We start from the raw sequence: 21,201 nt of genomic DNA, 5'->3' as shown, positions 1-21,201 counted from the left end.
GCCGCACACCGCAAATGCGAAATGGGACATGCCCGAGCGAAACAAGCGCGGACGTTGACCCACGATCTCCGACCGCGCAATCGCCGCCCCCTTATGCGAACTGGACGGCGGTCTTGAAATACATCACGTCGTCCTTCATGCCGACCGCCTGTTCGCGCAACGCCTGTGCCGCGGCCGAGGACTGTTCCACCAGGGCCGCGTTTTGTTGCGTCACCTGATCGATCTGCGCGATGGCCTGGCTCACCTGTTCGAGGTTCTTGCTCTGTTCGTCGGATGCCGCGGAAATCTCGCCGACGATGTCGGAGACACTGGCGATCGCCGCGCTGATTCGTTCCATCGCGCCGCTGACGCCCTCGGCCTGCTGAGCACCCACCTGAACCTTCTCCGTGGACACCTCGATCAGTTCCTTGATCTCCTTGGCTGCGCCAGATGCCCGTTGGGCAAGCGATCGTACCTCACCGGCGACAACAGCGAAGCCGCGTCCCTGCTCGCCCGCACGGGCTGCCTCGACGGCGGCATTGAGCGCCAGGATATTGGTCTGAAACGCGATCCCTTCGATCATCCCCGTGATCTCCGCAATCTTCTTCGACCCGGCGCTCACCTCGCCGACGGTTCTCACCATCGCGGCGACGTCGCTACGCCCGGATTCCGTCATCTCTCTGGCGCTTTGCGCGAGAGACGTCGCCCGGCGCGCATGGTCCGCGTTCTGATTCACCGTTTCCGTCAGTTGCACCATGCTGGCCGCGGTTTCCTCGATGGAAGCCGCTTGCTCCTCGGTCCGAGACGACAGATCCATATTGCCGGATGCAATCTGTCCGGCGGCGCCAGCAACCGCCACGCTGGCCGCGCGGATGTTCCCGACTGTGCCGCCCAGCTTGTCATTCATGTCCTTCAGCGCCTGCAGCAGCTCGCCCGTCTCGTCGCGGGACCTGATCACGATCTCACTCGACAAGTCACCATCCGCCACGCGCCGCGAGACGCTGACCGCCTGCGCCAGCGGCGTGCTGATACTGCGCGTCATGTAAAACGCACAGAGACACCCAAGGACCAGGACCAGCGCTTCCAGCATCAGGATCAGCGTGCGGCTTCTGGAGGCAACGCCGTCGATCTGCCTGGCGGTATCGTCAATGGCGCGCCGCTGCACTTCAATCAGCTCCCGCATGGTGCCTTGATATGCATTCGCCGCCGGGGTGAATTCCTTGTCGAGAATCCGGTTCGCTTCATCGACATTACCCGCGGCCTTCGCCTTGTTGATGGCATCGCGAGAGCTCAGATAGGCCTTGCGCAACGTTCCGATCTTGCTCGACAGCGCCTTTTCTTCGTCGGTCGAAAGGAGGGCCTCGACCTTCTTCTGAAGTTCCCCCGAAACCCGGGAAGACTCGGCGGCCTCCTGGGCGAAAAATGGTCCCAGCGCGGGATCGCTGCTCTTGGCGATGGCTGTGGTGCGACGGATACCCGATGCCAGATTCGCATACCAGTCGCCAATCAGCCTCTCCTTGAGAAGCGGTACCGTCATCATCTCCCGCGTTGCCGATGCAACGTTATCGAGACGCCAGAGGGCGATGGCGGTAATCGCGATCGAAAATGCCAGTACCACTGCAAAGCCGACCGCAAGCCGCTTGCCAATCCTCATATGCCCGATGAATCCCATTCGTTTCCCCGTTGTCCCCTATGCCCCGGCCGAGTCGTTCGCGGGGTCGTTTCGCCGTACCTCCCCTGAACGGCCATTCCGGCCGAGGTTTCCACCCAACCTCGGAGGGGTGAAGAATTTCACGGTATTGCCGTGCGAGGCTTCCGAGGGGATCCCGGTCTCGCTCGATGCCGAGATGGATCATGCGGACAGGCAAGGTTGCCTCACGGCAACGCCACGCTCATCCCGCCATCGGCCATGACCACCGCGCCGACGACGAAGCTCGCTTTCTCCGACGCGAGAAACCCGATGACTTGTGCGATCTCCTTTGGCTCGGCCGCACGGCGGATCGGGGCCTTCTTGCCGTGCTCGGCGAGAAACGCGGGACCGTCCGCATGGATGTGGTTGGTGATGTTGGTGACGACGTCACCCGAGCCCACCGCATTGACGCGAATGCCGTGTTCGATGGCTTCCAGCGAAAGCGCTCGCGTCAGCTGCGCCAGCGCGCCCTTCGACGCCGCATACGCGGCGATCGTCGGAAAGGCCTGATAGCACGCGTAGGAGCCCACATTGACGATGGCACCGGTCTTTGCCGGCACCATGGCGCGCATGGCTTCCCGCGAGAACAGGAAAGCGCCCGTGGCATTGACGGCCTGGATGCCATTCCAGTCCTCCAGCGACATGTCCACCAGCGGCTTGTTGATGATGACCGCGGCGTTGTTGACGAGAATGTCCAGCTTGCCGAAGCGCTCGATGGCCGTGTTCACGGCTAGCACAGCGCTTTCCTCCCGCGATACGTCAGCGATGACGGGAACGACGCCGGGGCGGGCAAGCGTCTCCACGGTGTCGCTGCGATCGACAGCAATGACATTGGCGCCTTCGCTATGAAGGAGTTCCGTTGTGGCAAGACCGATGCCGCTGCCTGCGCCGGTGACGATGGCAACCTTGCCAGCGAAGGCGCCGTTTTCCATGTGTCGTGATGTCATGATGTTCTCCTGATTGGTTTGGTCCTGCAGGTTGGATGGATCAGAACGGGCTGGCGGTGGGCCGTACGACGATCTCGCTAACGTCCACGTCGGCGGGCTGCTGCACCGCATAGGCGATGGCACGTGCGATCGCGTCAGGAGTGATAGCGATACGGCGGAACTCCTGCATCGCCGTGCGCGCGGTGTCGTCGGAGATCGAGTCGGCCAGTTCGGATTCCACGACGCCGGGGCAAATCACCGTCACGCGGATCTTGTCGGTTTCCTGACGCAGCCCATCGGAGATGGCCCGCACGGCAAACTTGGTGGCGCAGTAGACCGCGGCCGTGGGCGACACGGAAAGTCCCCCAATCGAGGAGATGTTGATGATCTGCCCCACCCTTTGCGCTTCCATCGTCGGCAGCACGGCGGCAATGCCATGCAGCACGCCACGAATGTTCACGTCGATCATCCGGTCCCACTCGCCGAGCTTCAGCGCGTTGAGCGGGGAAAGCGGCATCACGCCCGCGTTGTTGACCAGCACGTCGATGCGACCGAAGGCATCGAGCGCGAACCGGGCGAATGCCGCCACGTCGTCGGCCGAGGTCACGTCGAGCTCGCGGTAACGGACCACGCCGCCGGAGGATTCGATCGATGCCGCCAGCTCAGCCAGCCTGTCGGTGCGGCGAGCACCGATGACGAGCCGGTGCCCCTGCGCCGCGAGCAGGCGGGTGGCGCCCTCACCAATGCCGCTGCTGGCGCCGGTGATCAGAATGACTTTCGATTTGTCGGTCGCGTTTGCCATGTTGCATACTCCTATCGTTGGTCTGATCCGGCCGCGGAGGCCGGCGCTCGATGCCGGGCGCTCCGTAGTCACGTTTCGGCTTTCAATGAAGCGGTACGGTTCGTCGGCCGGTGAGTGAATGATAGGAACGACCTCCCTGCTGGCGAATACACGGACCGATGCCATCGTTGCCTATTCCTATCGAATGGGCTGGCAGAGAGGGAGATGCGCGGCTAGAATGCCGCGTGTCGGCAAATGAGAGGAGATTGCGGTGTCGAAGGTCCGCTCCCCCGCTTCCGTCAGGATGGTTCGCCTGATCGAGAAACTGGCGCCCAACGAGGGCTATACGCAGTCGGCGCTCGACAGCGTCAGGCTGATGCGCTCAGACCGGCCGCTTGGGCGCACCCCGGTGCTCTATGAGCCGAGCATCGTCATCGTGTGCCAGGGCCGCAAGCTGGGGTTTCTCGGCAACGAGGTCTATGTCTACGATGCGCAGCACTATCTGGTGCTGTCCGTGCCGCTGCCCTTCTCGACGGAGACCCACGCGTCCGCGGAGGAGCCCATGCTCGCTGTCTCCATCCGTCTGGACCTCATCGAGCTAAGCGAGCTGATCGCGCAGATCGGCGCGAGCGGACAGCTTCCTGAAGCGCCGCCGAACGGCATGGTGTCCACCGCGCTGGACGGCCATATGGCCGATGCAACCGTCAGGCTGCTGGAAGCGTTGACGGTCCCCATGGATGCCCAGATTCTGGGACCGGCCCTGGTCCGGGAAATCTGCTACCGGGTCCTGACGGGCGCACAAGGAGGCGCGATGCGTGCCGCATTGGCGCACCACGGACGGTTCGGTCGCGTCGCAAAAGCGCTCAAGCGCATCCACGCCGACTATGCGGCGCCGCTGAACGTGACGCGCCTGGCGGAAGAAGCCGGCATGAGCGTGCCCGCCTTTCATGCGAACTTCCGGACGGTGACCCAGACTTCCCCCATCCAGTACATCAAGTCGACCCGCCTTCATCAAGCGCGCCTGATGATGATTCGCGATGGCGTCACTGCGGCGGCCGCGGCTGGGCGCGTCGGCTACGAAAGCACCTCGCAGTTCAGCAGGGAGTTCAAGCGGCTCTTCGGGAGAACGCCGGTGGAGGAGGCACGCGACATGCGGGAATCGTTCAGCCTGTCTCCAGCGGTTCGGTTCGACCGTCTGGATGCCATCGCACCCGCGCCTATGCGATGATATTGACACCCCCGTCGATATACAGCGTCTCCCCGGACAGCCGCGTCGCATACGGACTTGCCAGGAACGCGCAGGTGAAGCCCACGTCCATGATGTCGACGAGTTCGCCTAGCGGGGCGCGATTGCCCGCGTCGTTGAGCATCAGGTCGAAGTCCTTGAGACCCGATGCCGCTCGGGTCTTGATGGGACCCGGCGAGATCGCGTGGACGCGGATGCGTTGGGGGCCCAGTTCATAGGCAAGGTAGCGCACCGCCGCTTCCAGCGCGGCCTTGACCGGGCCCATGACGTTGTAATTGGGCACGACCTTGTTGGCGCCGTGATAGCTCATGGCGAACAGCGCGCCACCGTCGCGCATCAGCGGCACGGCGCGTCGTGCCAGGCGGATGAACGAATGGCAGGAGATGTCCATGGCCATGGCGAAGCCTTCGCCAGAACAATTGAGCAGGCCGCCTCGCAGGTCGTCCTTCGGCGCCCAGGCAATGGAATGGACGACGATGTCGAGCCGCCCCCATGTGTCGGAGATCCTGCTGAAGACGGCGTCGAGTTGCTCCGGCTTCGTGACGTCGAGCGGCAGGAAGAGCGAAGCGCCGAGTTCGTGGGCAACGGGTTCCACATACTGCCGGGCCTTCTCGTCGGCATAGGTGATGGCGACCTCGGCGCCGAGTTCGCGAAAGGCTTTCGCGCAGCCGTATGCGATGGAACTGTCGTTGGCGATGCCGCAGATCAGCGCAGTCTTGCCCGCCAGCACGGCGGGCGGCGCAGGGTGGGTCATGGTGCGTCTCCTCGCATGGCGTATGACACATCGTCGCCGCCGAACGCGACCGCGCGCGTCTGGCGGGCGATCATCAGTTCCTCGTCCGTGGGGATCACTCTTACGGCGACGCGGCTGGACGCGCCGCTGATGAGCGCTTCGCCGCGTGCGTTGGCCTCGTCGTTGAGCGCCACGCCGAGCCATGCGGCCTGCTGGCACACCTGCTGACGGATGTAGGCCGCGTTCTCCCCCACCCCCGCCGTGAACACCAGCGTATCCAGTCCCTGTAGCGCCGCCGCGAGGCTGCCGAGTTCGCGGCCGATCCGATAGATGTAGAGCGAGATCGCCAATCGCGCCCGCGGCGCATCGCTGGCCAGCAGCTCGCGCATGTCGCTGGAGATGCCCGAGACGCCGAGCAACCCCGATCGACGATAAAGCAGATCTTCCACCGCCCTGACATCCAGCTTCAGCTCGTCCATCAGAAACAGAATGACGCCGGGGTCGAGGCTGCCCGAGCGCGTCCCCATCGGGAGCCCGTCCACCGCGGTGAAGCCCATCGTGCTCGCCACGCTGCAACCGGCGCGCATCGCGCACATGCTGCTGCCATTGCCGAGATGGGCGACCACCGTCGCACCCTGTGCCGCGCGAGCATCGATCCGCGGCAGCACGCTCGCGATGTAGTCGTAGGACAGTCCATGGAACCCATACCGCCGCACGCCAAGATCGGTAATCGCCTGCGGCAACGCGAACGCCTGCGCGAGTTCGTGCTGCGTGACATGGAACGCCGTATCGAAACAGGCCACCTGCGGCAACCGTGGCCGCCGTTCGAGCAGGATCTCTATGGGCTTCAGATTGTGCAGCTGGTGTAGTGGCGCCAGCGGCCGCAAGGTGGCCAGTTCCGTCACGACCGCCGGTGTCGCGCGCACCGGCCCCGTGAACCGCCTCCCCCCATGCACCACGCGATGGCCGACTGCCGCCAGCGTATGTCCCCCCGCGTGATCGCGCAGAAACTCCGCCAGAAAATCGACGGCCTCGGCGTGCCCGAACCCCGCGCCGTCGTTCCATCGGCCGTTGCCAAGCTCGGTGCCCTGCCCGTCCAGGGCACGGAAGCGCGGCGCGGTGTAAAGGCCATCGATCGCACCGCGCATCACCAGCGGCAACTCGGGCCGCTGCGCATCGTAAGCGCGGAACTTGATGCTCGACGAACCGGCATTGAGAACAAGGATCAGATCGGACATGGGTTCATACCGTATTGCGCCGCGCCGCGGCGACCAGCGTGGCCACGGCACAGGAGGCCATCCGGGTGGTCAGCGAGTCGGCGCGGCTCGTCAGGATGATCGGCACGCGCGCACCGAGGACGATGCCCGCGGCATCGGCGCCCGCCAGGAAAGACAGGCTCTTGGCCAGCATGTTGCCCGCCTCGAGATCGGGCAGCAGCAGCACGTTGGCCCGCCCCGCCACCGGCGAGTCGATCTGCTTGATGCGCGCGGCCTCCATGTCGATGGCATTGTCGAGCGCCAGCGGCCCATCCACGAGCGCGCCGACGATCTGTCGCCGGTCGACCATCTTGCACAGCGCCGCTGCCTCGATCGTCGAGGGCACCTTGGGATTCACGGTTTCCATGGCGGAGAGAATGGCGACGCGCACCTCCTCGATGCGCAACGCATGCGCGAGGTCGATGGCGTTCTGGAGGATGTCCACCTTGTCCATCAGCGTGGGCGCGATGTTGATTGCCGCATCGGTGAGGATCAACGCGTTCGCATGCCCGGGCACGTCCATCACGAAGCAATGACTGACGCGCCGCCCCGTCCGCAGGCCGGCCTCCCGGCTGACCACCGCGCTCATCAGTTCGTCCGTATGCAGGCTGCCCTTCATCAGCGCCTGCGCGCGGCCTTCGCGCACCAGTAGTACGGCGCGCGCCGCGGCGCCCTCGCTATGCGGCGCATCGATCAGCGGGTACGGCGCGATGTCGATGCCGTGGGTGCGTGCCGTCTCGCGTATCCGCGCCTCGGGCCCCACGAGCAACGGTTCGATCAGACCCGCCCTCGCCGCTTCCACCGCGCCTTCCAGCGCGCTCCGGTCGCAGGGATGCGCCACGGCCGTCGGCGTCGGCGGCATCGAGGCACAGTATTCGATCAGGCGGCGGTACTTTTCGTGTGGGGCGTTCAAGAGTCGTCTCCTGTGATCCGCATTCACCGCATTCACCGCATTCACCGCATTCACCGCATTCACCGCATTCACCGCATTCACCGCATTCACGATACGTGGCGCGGACGATGCGGTTTGCCCGAAAGCACGGCGCGAATCCGCGCCAGCGTCGCGATCTGATCTTCCGAAGGGGGGGCCCCGATCACGCGCTCGTCGGCCCCGATCTTGTCGAGCAGCGCCAGAAGCCGCCGGCGTTCGGCGTTGTCGTGGAGCATGATGGGCAGGCCCTCGAGCGCCTGTTTTGGCGCGCATCGCACGATGATCTCCTGCCGCCCGCGCGTGGTTCGCCATTCATGGGTCTCGACGTCGGGCAGGAGCTCCGCATAGTCGTCCGCCAGTTCCTTGCGCAGTTCGAGCCGCGCCAGCGGCAATGGCTTGCCGTCACGCATCAGCATCACGGCGACGCGGGCCAGCGCATCGACATAGGTGCCCTTGGCCACGGAGGCCAGCGCCTGCTCGATCTCGGGCGGCGGCCGCGATGCCGTGGCGCGCGAGCGCTCGCCGCGATCCTCTTCCGGCGCGTACATGGCGCGCATCGTGCCGAAGATGCGGAAGAACGATGCCTCCGTCAACGCATCGCGCATCGCCCGGTAATGATCCAGCGCCGCGCTGACCAGCTCCGCGGCCACCGCCTCCCGCTGCCGCAGCGGATCGTCGCTGGCGACCTCCTGCCGATTGGCCCGGACCGCGTCGGCGGCGGGCTTCAGCCATGCCATCCATGGATTCAGGTCCGAGAGCATCCAGTTCTGCATGCGCAACGGATGCCATTCACGCAGCAGGCGCGCGGTCGTATCGTTGGACATCGCCTGCACGAACGGCTGCGCGAACAGTTCGTACGCGCGCTGGTTGAATTCGGAGATCGCCGCCACGGCCTCGAAAGGCTTCTCGTCCACGCGCTCGAACCGGTTCATGCGCGCCGCGATGTCCTCCAGGCGATGCTCCTCGAAGGTGACCTCGTACTCGGGCTCACCTGAGGCGGTCGCCGCGCCCTTCCGCTCGGTAATGACCATGCCATACAGTCCCGGCGGCAGCAATTCGATGCTGCGCAGGACCGAGACGATCTGCGCGTGTTCCTTGCGCGCGACCTTGCCCGACACGAAGATCCCGAGGTGCCCGATGTTCTCGTGCATCATGCCGACGATGACCTGCCCGCGCGCCTTGATCTCTTCCGTGCTGCCATACAGGTCGGCCACCCAGTTGAAGGCCTGCTGCGGCGGCGTGATGTTGTCGCCCATCGACGCAAACAGGATGATCGGCGACTTGATGTTACGCAGGTCGAAGCGCTCGTCCGCCGCGTTCTTCACATCTCCGGACCACAGCTTGTTGCCGACGAAGAGATTGCGCGTGATCCACTCGATCTCTTCGCGGTTCATCAGGTAGTACCCGCCCCACCAGCGCTCGAACTCGAGGAACCGAGGCGGCTCCGTGTCGATCTTCCGATAGAGGTTGTAGTACTTGTCCCAGAAGGTATTGGCGGGATTGAGGCCTTCGAAGTTCTGCACCAGATGGGCGCCATCGAACTTGCCATTGCCCAAATCGGCCGCGAACGAGGCGAGCCAGGTGCCGCCGAGAAGACCGCCCGAATAGCGCATCGGGTTGTCGCCTTCGCCCTCCTGCCACGCACCGCTCCAGTAGGACATGGGCGCGCCATTGATGACGATCGGTCCGGTATCGTCGGGATCCGATGCGGCCAGCATCATCGCGGCCCAGCCGCCCTGGCAATTGCCCACGATCGCCGGCTTGCTGCTGTCGGGATGCAGCGCCCGCACCTTGCGGATGAACTGCTGCTCGGCCTCGCAGACGTCAAGCATCGTCTGGCCCGGTTCGGGGTCACGAAAGAAGATCACGAAGTACACCGGATGGCCCGCCCGCAGCGCCACGCCGACCTGCGAATCGTCCTTGAAGCCGCCAATACCCGGACCGTGACCGGCGCGCGGATCGATGATCACGTACGGGCGTCGCGTATCGTCGACATGTATCCCCTCCGGCGGTTTGATCTTCAGCAGCGCGTAATTGACCGGCCGCGCGAAGGTACGCCCGTCCATGACCATGTCGTAGTCGAAATGCAGCACGGGCTTGAGCCCTTCCATGGCATGTTCGACGAACTGGTTGCCGCGTTGACGCAGCGTGTCCCAGAAGAGGATCGCGCGCTGCCCCGCATCGATCGCATACGCGAAGGCGCGGGCCGGGTCGACCATCGCCGCCAGCGGCGGTGTGTCTTCGGGCGCGCCATTCGTGCCATTCGCTCCATTCGCCCGTTTGATGCGGTCCGCATAGGCTTCCTGCGCGAGCGCCATGCGCTTGCGCAGCAATAGTCCGCTCTTGACACCGACCTCGCGTGCGCGAGTCATTCGCTTATCCGTTGCCATGGCCATCGTCTCCCGGTCCAGCCCGCCTGTTGCAGTCGGAGGTATTGCTGCCTGAAGTGTTACTGGAACCGCTCGCGCAGGATCAGCGCATTGATCTTGTGCCCGTTCCAGAACACACCGTGGATGCGAGGCTGGAGCTGATGCAGCATGCCCAGCCGCATGGAGGAAAAGGTCAACATCACGGCCGGCCGGGTGCCGTCGCCCTCGTGCCGCTCCATCTGGTCGCACGGCGGAAAGCCATAGCGTTCGAGAAACGCGCGCACATCGTCGTCCGTGGTATCGGGGTGGAGATTCGAGAGCATCATCAGCGGCATGGTCGCTCCTCGTCGCGTGAGCCCGCGCTGATAAAGTGTGCGCGCTGACGTCGGTAGCGCAATTGGACCAAGGGCCAAGGACCGACGCCCTTACGGACAAAAAAAGGGACAAAAAAAAAGCCCGCCACAAGAGTAGCGGGCCTGGAGCGACTTATCGCAATGCTGTGCGCGCCGTCGCCGCGCACGGGTGAAAATGTATGAAAATGCGCCTGTGCCGGCTGTAGGTGTCCGTCTGATTCGGCATCCGCTCCGGCGCGTGACTCAGTGACCGGCGCTCTGACCGCCGTCCACGTGCAGGATCTCGCCGGTGACGAACGGCGCCGATTCCAGGAACAGGACGGCGTCGACGATGTCGCTCATCTCGCCCATGTGACCGACGGGGTGCAGCTTGCCCAGCGCCTCATGCGTTTCAGGCGCATGCATCGGCGACTTGATGATGCCGGGAGACACGGCGTTCACGCGGATATTGCGCTTGGCGTATTCGATGGCCAGCGACTTGGTGGCCGCGTTGATGCCGCCCTTGGTCAGCGAGGCCAGCACCGACGGTACGCCGTCCACCGCATGATCGGTCAGGCTGGTGGTGATGCTGACCACGTGGCCCTTGCCCTGCTTTTCCATCTCGGCGACCGCCAGCTGCGTGATGTGGAAGAAGCCGGCCAGGTTGACGCCGACCTTCGTCGTGAAGTCTTCCTGCGTGTAGCGGGTGAACGGCTTGGCGATAAAGATGCCCGCGTTGTTGACCAGCGCATCGACGCGACCGAACTTCTCGACCGCGGCGGCCACGGCGCGACGCGCGGTCTCCGGATCGGCGATGTCGCCCGGCACGGCGATGACGTCGGCATCGTCGCCCTGCCTGATGCTGCGCGCCGTGGCCACCACGCGATAACCGCGTTGACGATATGCCTTCACCAGTTCCGCGCCGATGCCTTGCGATGCGCCCGTGACGATGGCGACCTTTTGCGTGGATTGCGTTGTGCTCATGATGAACCTCTTCAAGATTGGGATTGACCTTGGCTTCTTGCTTTTGCCAATCGAACCGTCGTGGTCGATGGCGTAAATCTAGGTCAGCCCTGAAGATTCATGAACGGCGTGCCGCCACAAACACTTGTGCGCGGCGGTAACAAATGCCCCCCGGTCAACGCATCATGGCACCCACCAGAAGCGCGTGACATGGAAGAACACGGGCGCCGCGAACACCACGGAATCCAGCCGGTCCAGCATGCCGCCGTGGCCCTTGATCATGTGGCCCCAGTCCTTGATGCCGCGGTCGCGCTTGATGGCCGACATCACGAGCCCGCCGAAGAAGCCCATCAGCGCGATGACCAGCGCGACGGCGCCGGCTTTCAGCGGCGAACCATACGGCGTGATCCACCACAGCGATGCACCGAGGGCGGTGGCGCTCAACACGCCGCCGACGAAGCCTTCCACGGTCTTGGAGGGCGACAGCGTCGGGGCGATCTTGCGTTTGCCGATCAGCTTGCCCCACACGTATTGCAGCACGTCGCTCCCCTGCACCACGATCACGAGGAACGCGATCAGCAAGAGGTTGCGCTCCTCGAAACCCGGGATGGGCAGCGTGAGCAGCGCCGGTACGTGCGAGATGCAGAACACGCAGATCATCACGGCCCACTGCACGCCCGCGCATCGCTCCAGGAAGCGTGTGGTCTCGGACGAAACCGCCGCGAGAATGGGCAGGAACAGAAACGCGTACACGGGTATGAAAATCGAGAACAGGCCATACCAGCCGATGTACACGAGCACGTACTGCGCGGGCAGGAAGAAAAAGAACGCGGCAACGATCGCGCGATGATCGCCGCGCCGCGTCGTCGTGATGGTGACGAACTCGCGCAGCGCGTAGAAGGACAGCAGGCCGAACAGGATCACGATGGCGCCGCGGCCCATCGCGAACACCACGCCGAGGATGCCGATCATCCACCACCAGGCGGACACGCGCGACGCGAGGTTGTCGATCACGCTGTTGGGCTGCCCTTTCGCGACGCGCCAGCGCAGCAGCGATGTCACCAGCGACGCGAAGATCAGTACGCCGAATGCGCCGGCGAACAGCAGTTGGGTGTCGTGCATCATGTGCGGGGTCGGCATCGATCAATCATCCAGCTCGGGCGCGATGGCGAGCAGTCCATTGCGGCAGCGGTCGAGGAATGCTTCCTTTGGCTCGTCTCTGGCGAGCGTCAACGGCGTGCCGAACGTCACCGTGCAGAGCAAAGGCACGGGCACGATCTCGCCCTTGGGCATCACGCGGTTGAGGTTGTCGATCCACACGGGGACGAACTCGACGGGCGCGTCGACGGTGTCCCCGGTACAGCTGCGCGCCAGATGGTAGATACCGCTCTTGAACGGCAGCAGCCGCGCGTCGGTCGTGTTGCGCGTGCCTTCAGGGAAGATGATCAGCGACGACCCCGAGGCGAGCGCGTCCTTCATTTGCGAGACGGGATCGGCGGCCGGAGTGTCGGTGGCACCGTCCCGCCCTCCCGTGCGGTCGATGAGCAGCGCGTTGAAGACGTCGCGGCCGATAAACCTGCGCAGTGGCGATTTGAGCCAGTAATCGGCGCCGGCAACAGGCCGCGTGGACGGCCGGAGGTCGGGCGGCAGGCTGCCCCAGATCAGCACGAAGTCCCCGTGGCTGCTGTGGTTGGCGAAGTACACGCGCTGCGCGGCCGAGGGGATGCAGCCGTTCCATCGGGCCTGCATGCCCGTCAGCAGCCGCGCGAAGCCGATAATCGCGCGGGCGACAAGTCTTGCGATCCAGTTCATGCTTGACGTCTGTATAAAGGGTGGTGAGCGGTCATGGCAGGCGCGCGAACAGGATCAGCATCGCGGCCAGCCATTGCCATGCGGCCAGCAATGCCGCATACCTGAGGAACCGGCTCGCGCCGCGCACGCGGTCGGCCAGCGGGCGCGGCGGAAGCCGGCTTGCGTCCTTCGCGGAGATCCAGCCGAGGGCGACCATGGCGGCATCGAGCGATTGCAGTTCCGATGCGCTTTGCATAGGGGTCAGCGCGGCGAACAGTCCGCGGTCGATTTCGATGCGGATCAGCAGCACCAGCTGGACGAGCGCGGCGAGCCCGCACAACGCCCCGATCCATAGCCATTGAGAGCCCGCGGACAGCATGATGCCCGCGAGCATCGCGTCCGCGAACGCGAGCAGGAGGCCCACGACGTTCACGCGCGCGGCCGCGCGCAGCGAGGCGCTGGCGGCATGCACGAGCCAGCGCGCATCGCGATTGCTATCGTCATCGTTTGCCATGCCACGCCTCCACGAACGCCTCCAACGCCGTCACACTGGCCGGACCCAACACGACGTGCGGCCGCGCCGCGCGCAGGGTATCGAGGGCCCGCGCTGCCGGGCACCGGCGGTGCGCCGCGATCCAGCACGCCACCACGAGCGCGCTGCGCGAATACCCGAGCGCGCACGTCACCAGCACCGTCCGCCCCTCCCGATGCCACGCCTCGATCTGCGCCACCGCCCGCCGGAGCTGCGCCTGCGACGGCACCGTCAGATCCAGCACCGGCACGCACGCGTACGCATCGCACTCGACCCAACGCGGGAACTCCGCCGTGAGATCGAGCCACGCATCGGCATCCGCCTGTTGCATCTCGGCCTTGCCCGGCAGCCGCCCGATCCATACCCCGTCCGCGACATGATTCACCGCGGCATGCCCGCGCGTCCACCAGCGCGTGTTCACGAAGGCGCCCGCCAGATACGGGGCGAGCATCCACCACGCCGCCATCGGCAACCCACCGTCATCGCGCTTGCCAAACCCCTCCGCGCGTCCCATGCGATAGATCCACGCCACGCAGAGCAGCGCCGCCGCGATCCATGTCAGCAGAAGCCACGCCGTGACCGACACGCGCAACGCTACGAGCGAGAGCACGAGGAAGAGAACCGCCCCGATGCCATAGCGCGATGCCAGCGCCCGCGCATGGGGATCGACGCGCGGCGGTTGCACACCCACCGCCATCCCCGCCGCCCCTGTCATCTCGGCCGGTGCCACCGCCCGCGCCAGCGGAAATGCGAACACGCACAGCCACCCCACGAGCCAGCCCGTGGGCACATCGATCCAATGATGCTGATATGTCGTCAGCACGGACACTCCGATCAGCGCGAACCACGCATGCAGAAGCCAGCGCCACTGCCGCGGCAGATGCAGCGCGTACGCGACCCAGAGCACCACCAGCAGGCTGATATGGAGCGACGGCGCCTGATTGAACGGCTTGTCGAAACCGCCGAGCAGCGTGAAGAGCTGGCCGGCCCAGCCATCGGCGGGCGGCCGCTCGAAGGCGAACCGCAGCGGAAAGGCGATAAAGCACGCGACCGAGACGACCTGGGCCATCAGCAGCCGCTTCACGTGCGTCAGTAGCCCATCGCGCGTGCGCCACAGGAAGAACGAGAGGCCATATAGCAGGTCGATCGACCAGTACGGCAGGATGGTCCATGGCACGAAGGGGATGTGCCGCTCCCAGTCGTAGTGGAAGTACGGCACCGCCGCGCGCTGGCTGGCGAGCCAATTGGCGACGTTGTAGGTACTGAAGAACAGCACGGCCATGCCGGCCAGCAGGACCACGGCAAGCCCCCATGGACGGCGCGCGGACGGTGCCGCGGGGACCGCTTCGCCGGACGGTTGAACGCTGGCCATCACGCGCCGTCGCCGGCCCGCCGCGCCAGGCTGACCGTAAAGATGCCCCACGGATCGATCCGCTGCGCCACCTTCTCGAAGCCCGCCTCACGGACGAGCTCATCCATCTCCGCCTGGGAACGGCGACGCATCACCCACGCCGACCCGGCGCGATGACTCGTGAGCGCGCGCGCGATGAACTCGAGCTGCGGATGCCATGGCTGCCCCGTATACACGAGATAGCCGCCGGGCCGCACCGCCCGGGACAACCCGCCGAGCGACCGCGCCACCAGATCGTTATCGCCGAACAGCTCATACAAGCCGGATACGATGGCAAGCGTCGGCGCGGGCGACAGCGCGGCCAGGTCGTCGCCATCGAACGCGTCGCCGCGCACGAACCGCGCCACATGATCGAGCCCTTTCGCCCGGATCAGCGCCCGCCCCTGCTCGACGTTGATCTCGCTATAGTCGCGCAGCAGGATGCTCTCCACCGCCGCGCCACCTGATGCGCCACCTGATGCGCCACCCGACGCGCCACCCGAAGCCGCGCCAACAACATCATTCAGCGCGCCCCACCGCTGCTGCTGCGACGCCAGCGCCTCCAGCACATAGCGTCCATGCCCCGCCGCGATATCCACGATGCGCGCGGGACTTCCCGCCGCATGCAACCGCGCGATCGCCTCGCCGATCAGTTCCTCGACGTGCACCTTGCGCTGCCGAATGCCGCGCCAGCCGATCGCATCGAGGTAGTTGCGATCCATGAACCTGCCGACGCCAAACCGTCCCGCGGCTTTGTTGCGATAGACATAGTCGAGCGTCGACCCCGAGTCGAATCCGGTCTCGTGACCCAGCCGCACCCCCTCCGACAACGTGCCGCCGAAGCGCAGCCCGGCGCGCGTGACCGCCCAATACAGACCCGCCGGGCTTAGCGGCGCCAGCGGTTGCGCCAGCCGATCGGACTCGTCGCGAAACGGTCCCTCACGGTCGGCATGGCGCAACGACACGCGCGGCGACGGCGACTCGAACTCCCGCACGATGAAGCGCCGCGCCGCCGCCACCGCTTTCGCGCGATCGCGCTCGCCGAGCGTGTCGTGATAGAAGCCATCGAGCACGATCTTCTCCTTGACGCGTGCGCCAAGCCGATCGAAAAACGCATCCTGCGGTCCGCGATGGACGACCCAGTCCGCGCCCGAGATGAGCAGCTGCGTCGGCACCGTGATCGCCGCGGCGTCGGCCACGATGCGATCGGCCGCCTCGTACAGATCGAGCAGGATGTTCACGGCGATCGGCCGTGTGATCAGCGGATCGGTGTCGTAGCTCGCGATGCGTTCGGGATCGTGCGTCAGGAACTTCGCCTTGACGTAGCTGTTGACGAAGAACTTACCCCGCAGCTTGTGCATGAGCCGGAGCCCCGGCCGCGCGAACGGCACGTAGAGCTTGACCTTGAAGGCGGGCGAGGCGAGCACGAGCGCGCGCAGCGGGGGCGCGTAGTCATGCACCCACGTGGACGCCAGCACCGCCCCCACACTCTGCGCGACGACGGCCATATCCTGCACGCGAATGCCGTACGTCGCGCCGATATGATCGACGAACGTCTGGATATCGCGCACCGACGTGGCCAGGCTGGGGCTATAGCCCCGCTCGCCCGGCGATCGACCATGCCCGCGCGCGTCCCACGCGAAGAACGCATGGCCGGGCAGATCAAACTCGTCGACGAGGTGCGCCACGCGGCCGGAATGCTCGTGCCCGCGGTGGAACAGCAGCACGGCGCGTTTGGGCAAGGTGTCATCGGCCGCCGGCCAGTACCGGAAGAACAGCGTCTGGCCGTCGTGCGTCTGGAACTGCGATTCGATGGGACGTCGCGGGGTAGCAACCACGGGCATCACTCCTCGGTGGGCGACTGGGTTGGCGCCTGGGTGCGCGCTTGGGTTGACGACTGGGTGGCCTCCTGCACGCCACGCTGCACGCGCCGCACGATCGTGACGATGGAAAGCAGGCACAGCACGCCCCAGATCCAGCCGCCATAGTGACCCGGGCCGAAGCCGAGACCCAGCCAAAGGCCCAGCGCTCCAAGCACGAGGGCACGGTCGCTCTTGCCGAGGGGCCCGTCGTAGCGCCGGCTCGCGCCAACCATCGGTCCGATCAGCCCCGCGCACTCCACCATCACGGCGAGCACGGCAAATGGCAGCACGCCGGTGCCAAAGGGCAGGACGAACGGAATCACGAGCGCGAGGTCGGAGACGATGTCCCCCAGCTCGTTGAGATAGGCCCCGAGCACGCTCTGCTGGTTGTGCTCCCGGGCGAGCATGCCGTCGATGGCATTGAGCGCCATCCGCACGAACAGCCAGATGGGCATCAGGAGGAAGATGCCGGGCAGCCAGATCAACGCGCCGACAAGCCCGCCGACGAGTATCGACCCGACCATGGCCGCGACGGTCACCTGATTGGCGGTGACGCCGCGCGCGGCCAGCCGTTGCACCAGCGGCCGGAGCCGCGCCTGAAACTTCGGTTTGATCTGGTAGAGCGTCATCTTTGCTGGCGTGTTCTTGTTTTCGATGCGTCCTGCTGACCCGCGGCAAACCACGATCCGAGCGCGATCATACTGCGCTACCCATCCGCGATGGCCCTGATTGTCTCCCATAAGCGACATCCAGGGAACCCGTTTGGCCCCGGCGCGACCGGACTGACCGCGCGAATCGGTGTTGAATCGTGGCTAACGTCATGAAACGACCCCCATCCGCCGCAATTCGAACCATTGACCCGGGATCCACAGTGCTAACATCCGCCACAATTCCTATAAGACAACGGGTCGTCACCAATGCGTTCTCGCTATCCTGCCTCGCTTCCGGCCTCGCACCGGACGTTCTTCCTGCTGCTGGCGCTGCTGTTCACCTGCCTGCTCTCGGCATGCAATGACGACGACGCGCCGCAGCCGCCCGCCGGCCTGACCTACGGCATGACCTCCGCGATTTACCAGGTGGGCACGGCCATCGTGGCCAATCGCCCGACGGCGAGTGGCGGCGCGATCGACCGCTACGCCGTTTCGCCCGCGCTGCCGGCCGGCCTTTCGCTAGACGCGGCGACCGGCGTGATAAGCGGCACACCGACGGCAGCGAGCGCATCGACGGTATATACGGTCACGGCGCAGAACGCCGCCGGCACCGCCACCGCTCGCGTGCAGATCGAGGTACGCGGCGCGGCTGCCGCGCCGGCCGCCCTGACCTATCGCGAGACGACCGTCACGTACACGGTCGGCGCGGCAATCGCCACCAACGCACCCACGAGCAGCGGCGGACCGATCACGGCCTATGCCATCGCGCCGGCCCTCCCGGCCGGCCTGACGCTCGACGCGCAAACCGGCGTCATCAGCGGCACGCCGACTGCCGCGGCGCCGGCGACTACCTACACCATCACGGGCACCAACGTGGCCGGTACGGTCACCGTGACGCTGCGGATCACCGTGCAACTGGCCGTCGCCGCGCCGGCCAGCCTGTCCTACGCGACCGCCAACGCGCTGTACGTGACGACCGAGCCGATTACGCCGAACACGCCCGTGTCCACCGGCGGCCCCATCGCGAGCTTCACCGTGTCGCCCGCGCTGCCTGCCGGCCTGAGCCTCAATGCAAACACAGGCGCCATCACCGGCACGCCGGCGGCCCGCCAGCCATCCGCGACGTACACCATCGTGGGCAGCAATGCGGCCGGGAGCGCGCAGGCCCAGCTGCAGATCGGCGTAACGGCGCGCGGTTCCTTCAGCACCGCCACGCCGCTGGCACCCATGCCGCTGCCAGTGCACTACTTTGCCGCCACGCGATTGCCCAACGGCATCGTGCTCGTGACGGGTGGCTTTAGCGCCGGCGGCATCACGAACAGCGCATGGCTTTATGACCCGAACGCCAACGCATGGAGCCCGGCGGCCTCGATGGCCACGCCGCGCAACGGCCATACCGCCACACTGCTTTCCGACGGGCGTGTCCTCGTTGCCGGCGGGCAAATCGCGACAAGCACCGAGACGGCAACCGCCGAAATCTTCGATCCGCTCGCGAACACCTGGACACCCGTCGCCAGCATGAGCGAGACGCGGGAGAACCACACCGCCACGCTGCTCGGCAATGGCAAGGTCCTCGTCGCGGGCGGGTTCGACCTGTCCGGTACCCACACCTTCAGGGCGGGTATGGAACTGTTCGATCCGGTGACCGCGACGTGGACACAGATGACGCACCCGCTCTCGACGCCGCGCGGGCAGCACGCCGCCGCCCTGCTGCCCGATGGCAACGTACTGATGGTAGGCGGCGTCAATAGCAGTGGATTTGTCAACAGCGCCGAGCGTGTGGCGATCGATGACAGCGGGACCACCGTCCAGCCAGCGCCGGTCAGTGGCAACGTGACGATGGCGACCGTATTGAATGACGGCACGATCCTCGCCACGAGCGATCGCTCGAACAATGCCTACCGCTATGACCCCGCCACGGCGACGTGGACGGCAAGCACCATGCTGGCAACACGCGCGATTCCGACAATCACGACGCTGGCCGATGGCCGCGTGCTGGTGGCCGGCGGCACGATCAGCGGGGGTTTCCGCACGAACACGACCGAGATCTACAACCCGGACACCAATACATGGACGGCCGGCGCATCGATGACCGACGGCCGCGGCGCCGCACAGGCCGTCGTGCTCGCGGATGGCAGCGTGCTGATCATGGGCGGTTTCAGCGGCTCGGGGGAGGTAAGCTCGGTCGAGCGATACACCCCATAAGCACCCCATCAGCACCCCATCAGCACCCTATAAGGTCAAGGCGCGTCCGCTCGTCTACAATGACGCACATATCGGCACACTGCGGACCACCTACTGACCATGACCAAGCAACTCGTACGCGTCGAATCTGGCGTACCCGGACTGGACACCATCCTGTGCGGCGGCCTGGTCCAGGGAGCGTCCTATATCGTGCAGGGCAGTCCGGGCGCCGGCAAGACGATCCTCGCCAGCCAGTTCGCATTTCGGCAGGTGCGCGGCGGTGGGCGCGTCCTGTATGCGACGCTGCTCGCCGAGTCGCATGACCGGCTCTTTCAGACGCTCTCGACGTTCGACTTCTACGACCCCTCGATCGTCGGCAAGGACATTTTCTACATCAGCCTGTTCAAGGTTCTGCGCGACGAAGGGCTACCGGCGCTGGTCAATGCGCTGCGCGCCGAGCTCGGGCGCCAGCGTTGCACGACCCTGATCCTCGACGGCCTGCTCATCGCAAAGGACCGCGCGGAGACCGCGCTCGACGTCAAGACGTTCGTCGCCGAACTGCAGAGCCACGCCGCGTTCACGGGCTGCACGGTGCTGTTCCTGACCAGTGCGCGCACCGACGACGTGAGCCCCGAGCACACGATGGTCGATGGCGTACTGCAGCTGAAGGAAGAACTCGTCGGCATTCGCACCGTGCGGCAGATCCGCGTCTCCAAGTCGCGCGGCAGCGCGGCGATCGGCGGCTTTCACCAGTACCGTATTTCGAACCATGGCATCGACGTCTACCCTCGGCTGGAGGCGCTGCACGCCACGCCCTCGCGGGACGTCGTCGTAAACGCGCGCGTCGCCAGCGGCGTCGATGGCTTCGAGGGCATCGCCGGCGGCGGCATCACGGCCGGCTCGATGTCGCTGCTGCTCGGCCCGGCCGGCAGCGGCAAGACGACGTTCGGGCTCAACTTCCTGAATCAGGCCACGCCCGAGGCGCCAGCGCTGTACTTCGGCTTCTACGAGTCGCCGGAGCGGCTGCGCGCCAAGGCGGACGCGCTCGGCATTCCGCTGGAGCCGCTCGAGCGGGCGGGCGCCCTCCACATCGACTGGCATCCGCTGACGGAGAACCTCCTCGACTCGCTGGGCCATCAGCTGCTCGACGCCGTGCGCGCCAATGGCATTCGCCGGCTCTTCGTCGATGGCGTCACGGGCTTCGAGCGCGCGGCGATCCAGCCCGGCCGGCTCATCGAGTTCTATGCGGCGCTGTCCAATGAGCTACGCGCGCAGGGCGTGACGGCCGTCGGCACGCTGGAAACCCGCGATATCCCAGGTGTGACGGGCTTCCACGCGCTGCCCGAGTATTCGAGCCTGATGGACAACCTCGTGTCGTTGCGGCACGCACTCATCAACGGTGAACTGCGGCGCTTTCTCAGCATCGTCAAGATGCGCGACAGCGCGTTCGACAACGGCCTGCACGAAGTGCAGATCGGCCAGGGCGGATTGCGGGTGCGCAATCGCCTGTCGATCACTCCCGACGCATTCGGCGGCCAGCAGGCGACGTTCGCATCCGGCCCGCAACTTCCCGCGCGGACCTGATC

Annotated in this window: 18 protein-coding genes; 3 read left to right on the top strand and 15 right to left on the bottom strand. The window is 65.8% G+C overall.

Annotation, left to right across the window (positions count from 1 at the left end; all coding sequences use genetic code 11):
• Positions 1–91 precede the first annotated feature (91 nt).
• The 3 genes from KHP16_RS05245 to KHP16_RS05235 all read right to left on the bottom strand — a co-directional run bounded on the left by KHP16_RS05245 (position 92) and on the right by KHP16_RS05235 (position 3,397).
• Positions 92–1,651, bottom strand: a complete 1,560-nt coding sequence (locus KHP16_RS05245; RefSeq protein WP_109581472.1) for a methyl-accepting chemotaxis protein — start codon at positions 1,649–1,651, stop codon at positions 92–94.
• Between the two features lie 203 nt (positions 1,652–1,854).
• Positions 1,855–2,616 carry an SDR family NAD(P)-dependent oxidoreductase gene (locus KHP16_RS05240; RefSeq protein ID WP_211959699.1) on the bottom strand — a complete coding sequence of 254 codons (762 nt, stop codon included), beginning with the start codon at positions 2,614–2,616 and terminating at the stop codon, positions 1,855–1,857.
• A 40-nt stretch (positions 2,617–2,656) separates the two neighbouring features.
• Positions 2,657–3,397 carry an SDR family oxidoreductase gene (locus tag KHP16_RS05235; protein ID WP_211959698.1) on the bottom strand — a complete coding sequence of 247 codons (741 nt, stop codon included), beginning with the start codon at positions 3,395–3,397 and terminating at the stop codon, positions 2,657–2,659.
• Positions 3,398–3,680: 283 nt separating this feature from the next.
• On the opposite strand from KHP16_RS05235, the gene KHP16_RS05230 reads away from it, so the two are divergent.
• Positions 3,681–4,604 (top strand): AraC family transcriptional regulator, encoded by a 924-nt coding sequence (locus tag KHP16_RS05230; RefSeq protein ID WP_109581475.1) that lies wholly within the window; start codon positions 3,681–3,683, stop codon positions 4,602–4,604.
• Here KHP16_RS05230 and fabI read toward each other — a convergent pair.
• The 12 genes from fabI to KHP16_RS05170 all read right to left on the bottom strand — a co-directional run bounded on the left by fabI (position 4,594) and on the right by KHP16_RS05170 (position 17,410).
• A complete protein-coding gene (fabI, locus tag KHP16_RS05225) occupies positions 4,594–5,376 on the bottom strand; it encodes an enoyl-ACP reductase FabI (RefSeq protein WP_109581476.1) in 783 nt (260 codons plus the stop codon). The genes KHP16_RS05230 and fabI overlap by 11 nt on opposite strands.
• On the bottom strand, positions 5,373–6,593 hold the full coding sequence (locus KHP16_RS05220) for an acetate/propionate family kinase (protein ID WP_211959697.1): 1,221 nt from the start codon (positions 6,591–6,593) through the stop codon (positions 5,373–5,375). The genes fabI and KHP16_RS05220 overlap by 4 nt, the downstream gene beginning before the upstream one ends.
• 4 nt (positions 6,594–6,597) lie before the next feature.
• A complete protein-coding gene (locus KHP16_RS05215) occupies positions 6,598–7,524 on the bottom strand; it encodes a phosphate acetyltransferase (protein ID WP_179592941.1) in 927 nt (308 codons plus the stop codon).
• Positions 7,525–7,610: 86 nt separating this feature from the next.
• On the bottom strand, positions 7,611–9,932 hold the full coding sequence (locus KHP16_RS05210) for a DUF3141 domain-containing protein (RefSeq protein WP_211959696.1): 2,322 nt from the start codon (positions 9,930–9,932) through the stop codon (positions 7,611–7,613).
• 59 nt (positions 9,933–9,991) lie between these two features.
• Positions 9,992–10,246: an RNA-binding protein gene (locus tag KHP16_RS05205; RefSeq protein WP_109581478.1), complete on the bottom strand. Its 255-nt coding sequence runs from the start codon at positions 10,244–10,246 to the stop codon at positions 9,992–9,994.
• 261 nt (positions 10,247–10,507) lie between these two features.
• Positions 10,508–11,227, bottom strand: coding sequence for an SDR family NAD(P)-dependent oxidoreductase (locus KHP16_RS05200; protein WP_115952059.1), 720 nt, complete (start codon positions 11,225–11,227; stop codon positions 10,508–10,510).
• A gap of 162 nt (positions 11,228–11,389) precedes the next feature.
• On the bottom strand, positions 11,390–12,346 hold the full coding sequence (locus tag KHP16_RS05195; RefSeq protein ID WP_109581480.1) for a phosphatidate cytidylyltransferase: 957 nt from the start codon (positions 12,344–12,346) through the stop codon (positions 11,390–11,392).
• 3 nt (positions 12,347–12,349) lie between these two features.
• Positions 12,350–13,018 (bottom strand): lysophospholipid acyltransferase family protein, encoded by a 669-nt coding sequence (locus tag KHP16_RS05190; protein ID WP_109581481.1) that lies wholly within the window; start codon positions 13,016–13,018, stop codon positions 12,350–12,352.
• Positions 13,019–13,049: 31 nt separating this feature from the next.
• Positions 13,050–13,511 (bottom strand): hypothetical protein, encoded by a 462-nt coding sequence (locus tag KHP16_RS05185; RefSeq protein ID WP_244835644.1) that lies wholly within the window; start codon positions 13,509–13,511, stop codon positions 13,050–13,052.
• Positions 13,498–14,901 carry a phosphatase PAP2/dual specificity phosphatase family protein gene (locus tag KHP16_RS05180; protein ID WP_211959695.1) on the bottom strand — a complete coding sequence of 468 codons (1,404 nt, stop codon included), beginning with the start codon at positions 14,899–14,901 and terminating at the stop codon, positions 13,498–13,500. The genes KHP16_RS05185 and KHP16_RS05180 overlap by 14 nt, the downstream gene beginning before the upstream one ends.
• Complete coding sequence (locus tag KHP16_RS05175) at positions 14,901–16,757, bottom strand: bifunctional alpha/beta hydrolase/class I SAM-dependent methyltransferase (RefSeq protein WP_415831138.1); 1,857 nt, start codon at positions 16,755–16,757, stop codon at positions 14,901–14,903. The genes KHP16_RS05180 and KHP16_RS05175 overlap by 1 nt, the downstream gene beginning before the upstream one ends.
• A 5-nt stretch (positions 16,758–16,762) precedes the next feature.
• Positions 16,763–17,410: a CDP-alcohol phosphatidyltransferase family protein gene (locus KHP16_RS05170; protein ID WP_115952056.1), complete on the bottom strand. Its 648-nt coding sequence runs from the start codon at positions 17,408–17,410 to the stop codon at positions 16,763–16,765.
• A gap of 288 nt (positions 17,411–17,698) precedes the next feature.
• On the opposite strand from KHP16_RS05170, the gene KHP16_RS05165 reads away from it, so the two are divergent.
• Both KHP16_RS05165 and KHP16_RS05160 read left to right on the top strand, forming a co-directional pair.
• On the top strand, positions 17,699–19,636 hold the full coding sequence (locus KHP16_RS05165) for a tRNA wybutosine-synthesizing protein 4 beta-propeller domain-containing protein (RefSeq protein ID WP_244835643.1): 1,938 nt from the start codon (positions 17,699–17,701) through the stop codon (positions 19,634–19,636).
• A 99-nt stretch (positions 19,637–19,735) separates the two neighbouring features.
• A complete protein-coding gene (locus KHP16_RS05160) occupies positions 19,736–21,199 on the top strand; it encodes an ATPase domain-containing protein (RefSeq protein ID WP_109581486.1) in 1,464 nt (487 codons plus the stop codon).
• The last annotated feature ends 2 nt before the right edge of the window (positions 21,200–21,201 follow it).

This window comes from Cupriavidus plantarum, from assembly GCF_905397285.1.
In the GTDB taxonomy this organism is placed as follows: domain Bacteria; phylum Pseudomonadota; class Gammaproteobacteria; order Burkholderiales; family Burkholderiaceae; genus Cupriavidus; species Cupriavidus plantarum.
This window is presented reverse-complemented; position numbering and strand designations above follow the sequence as displayed.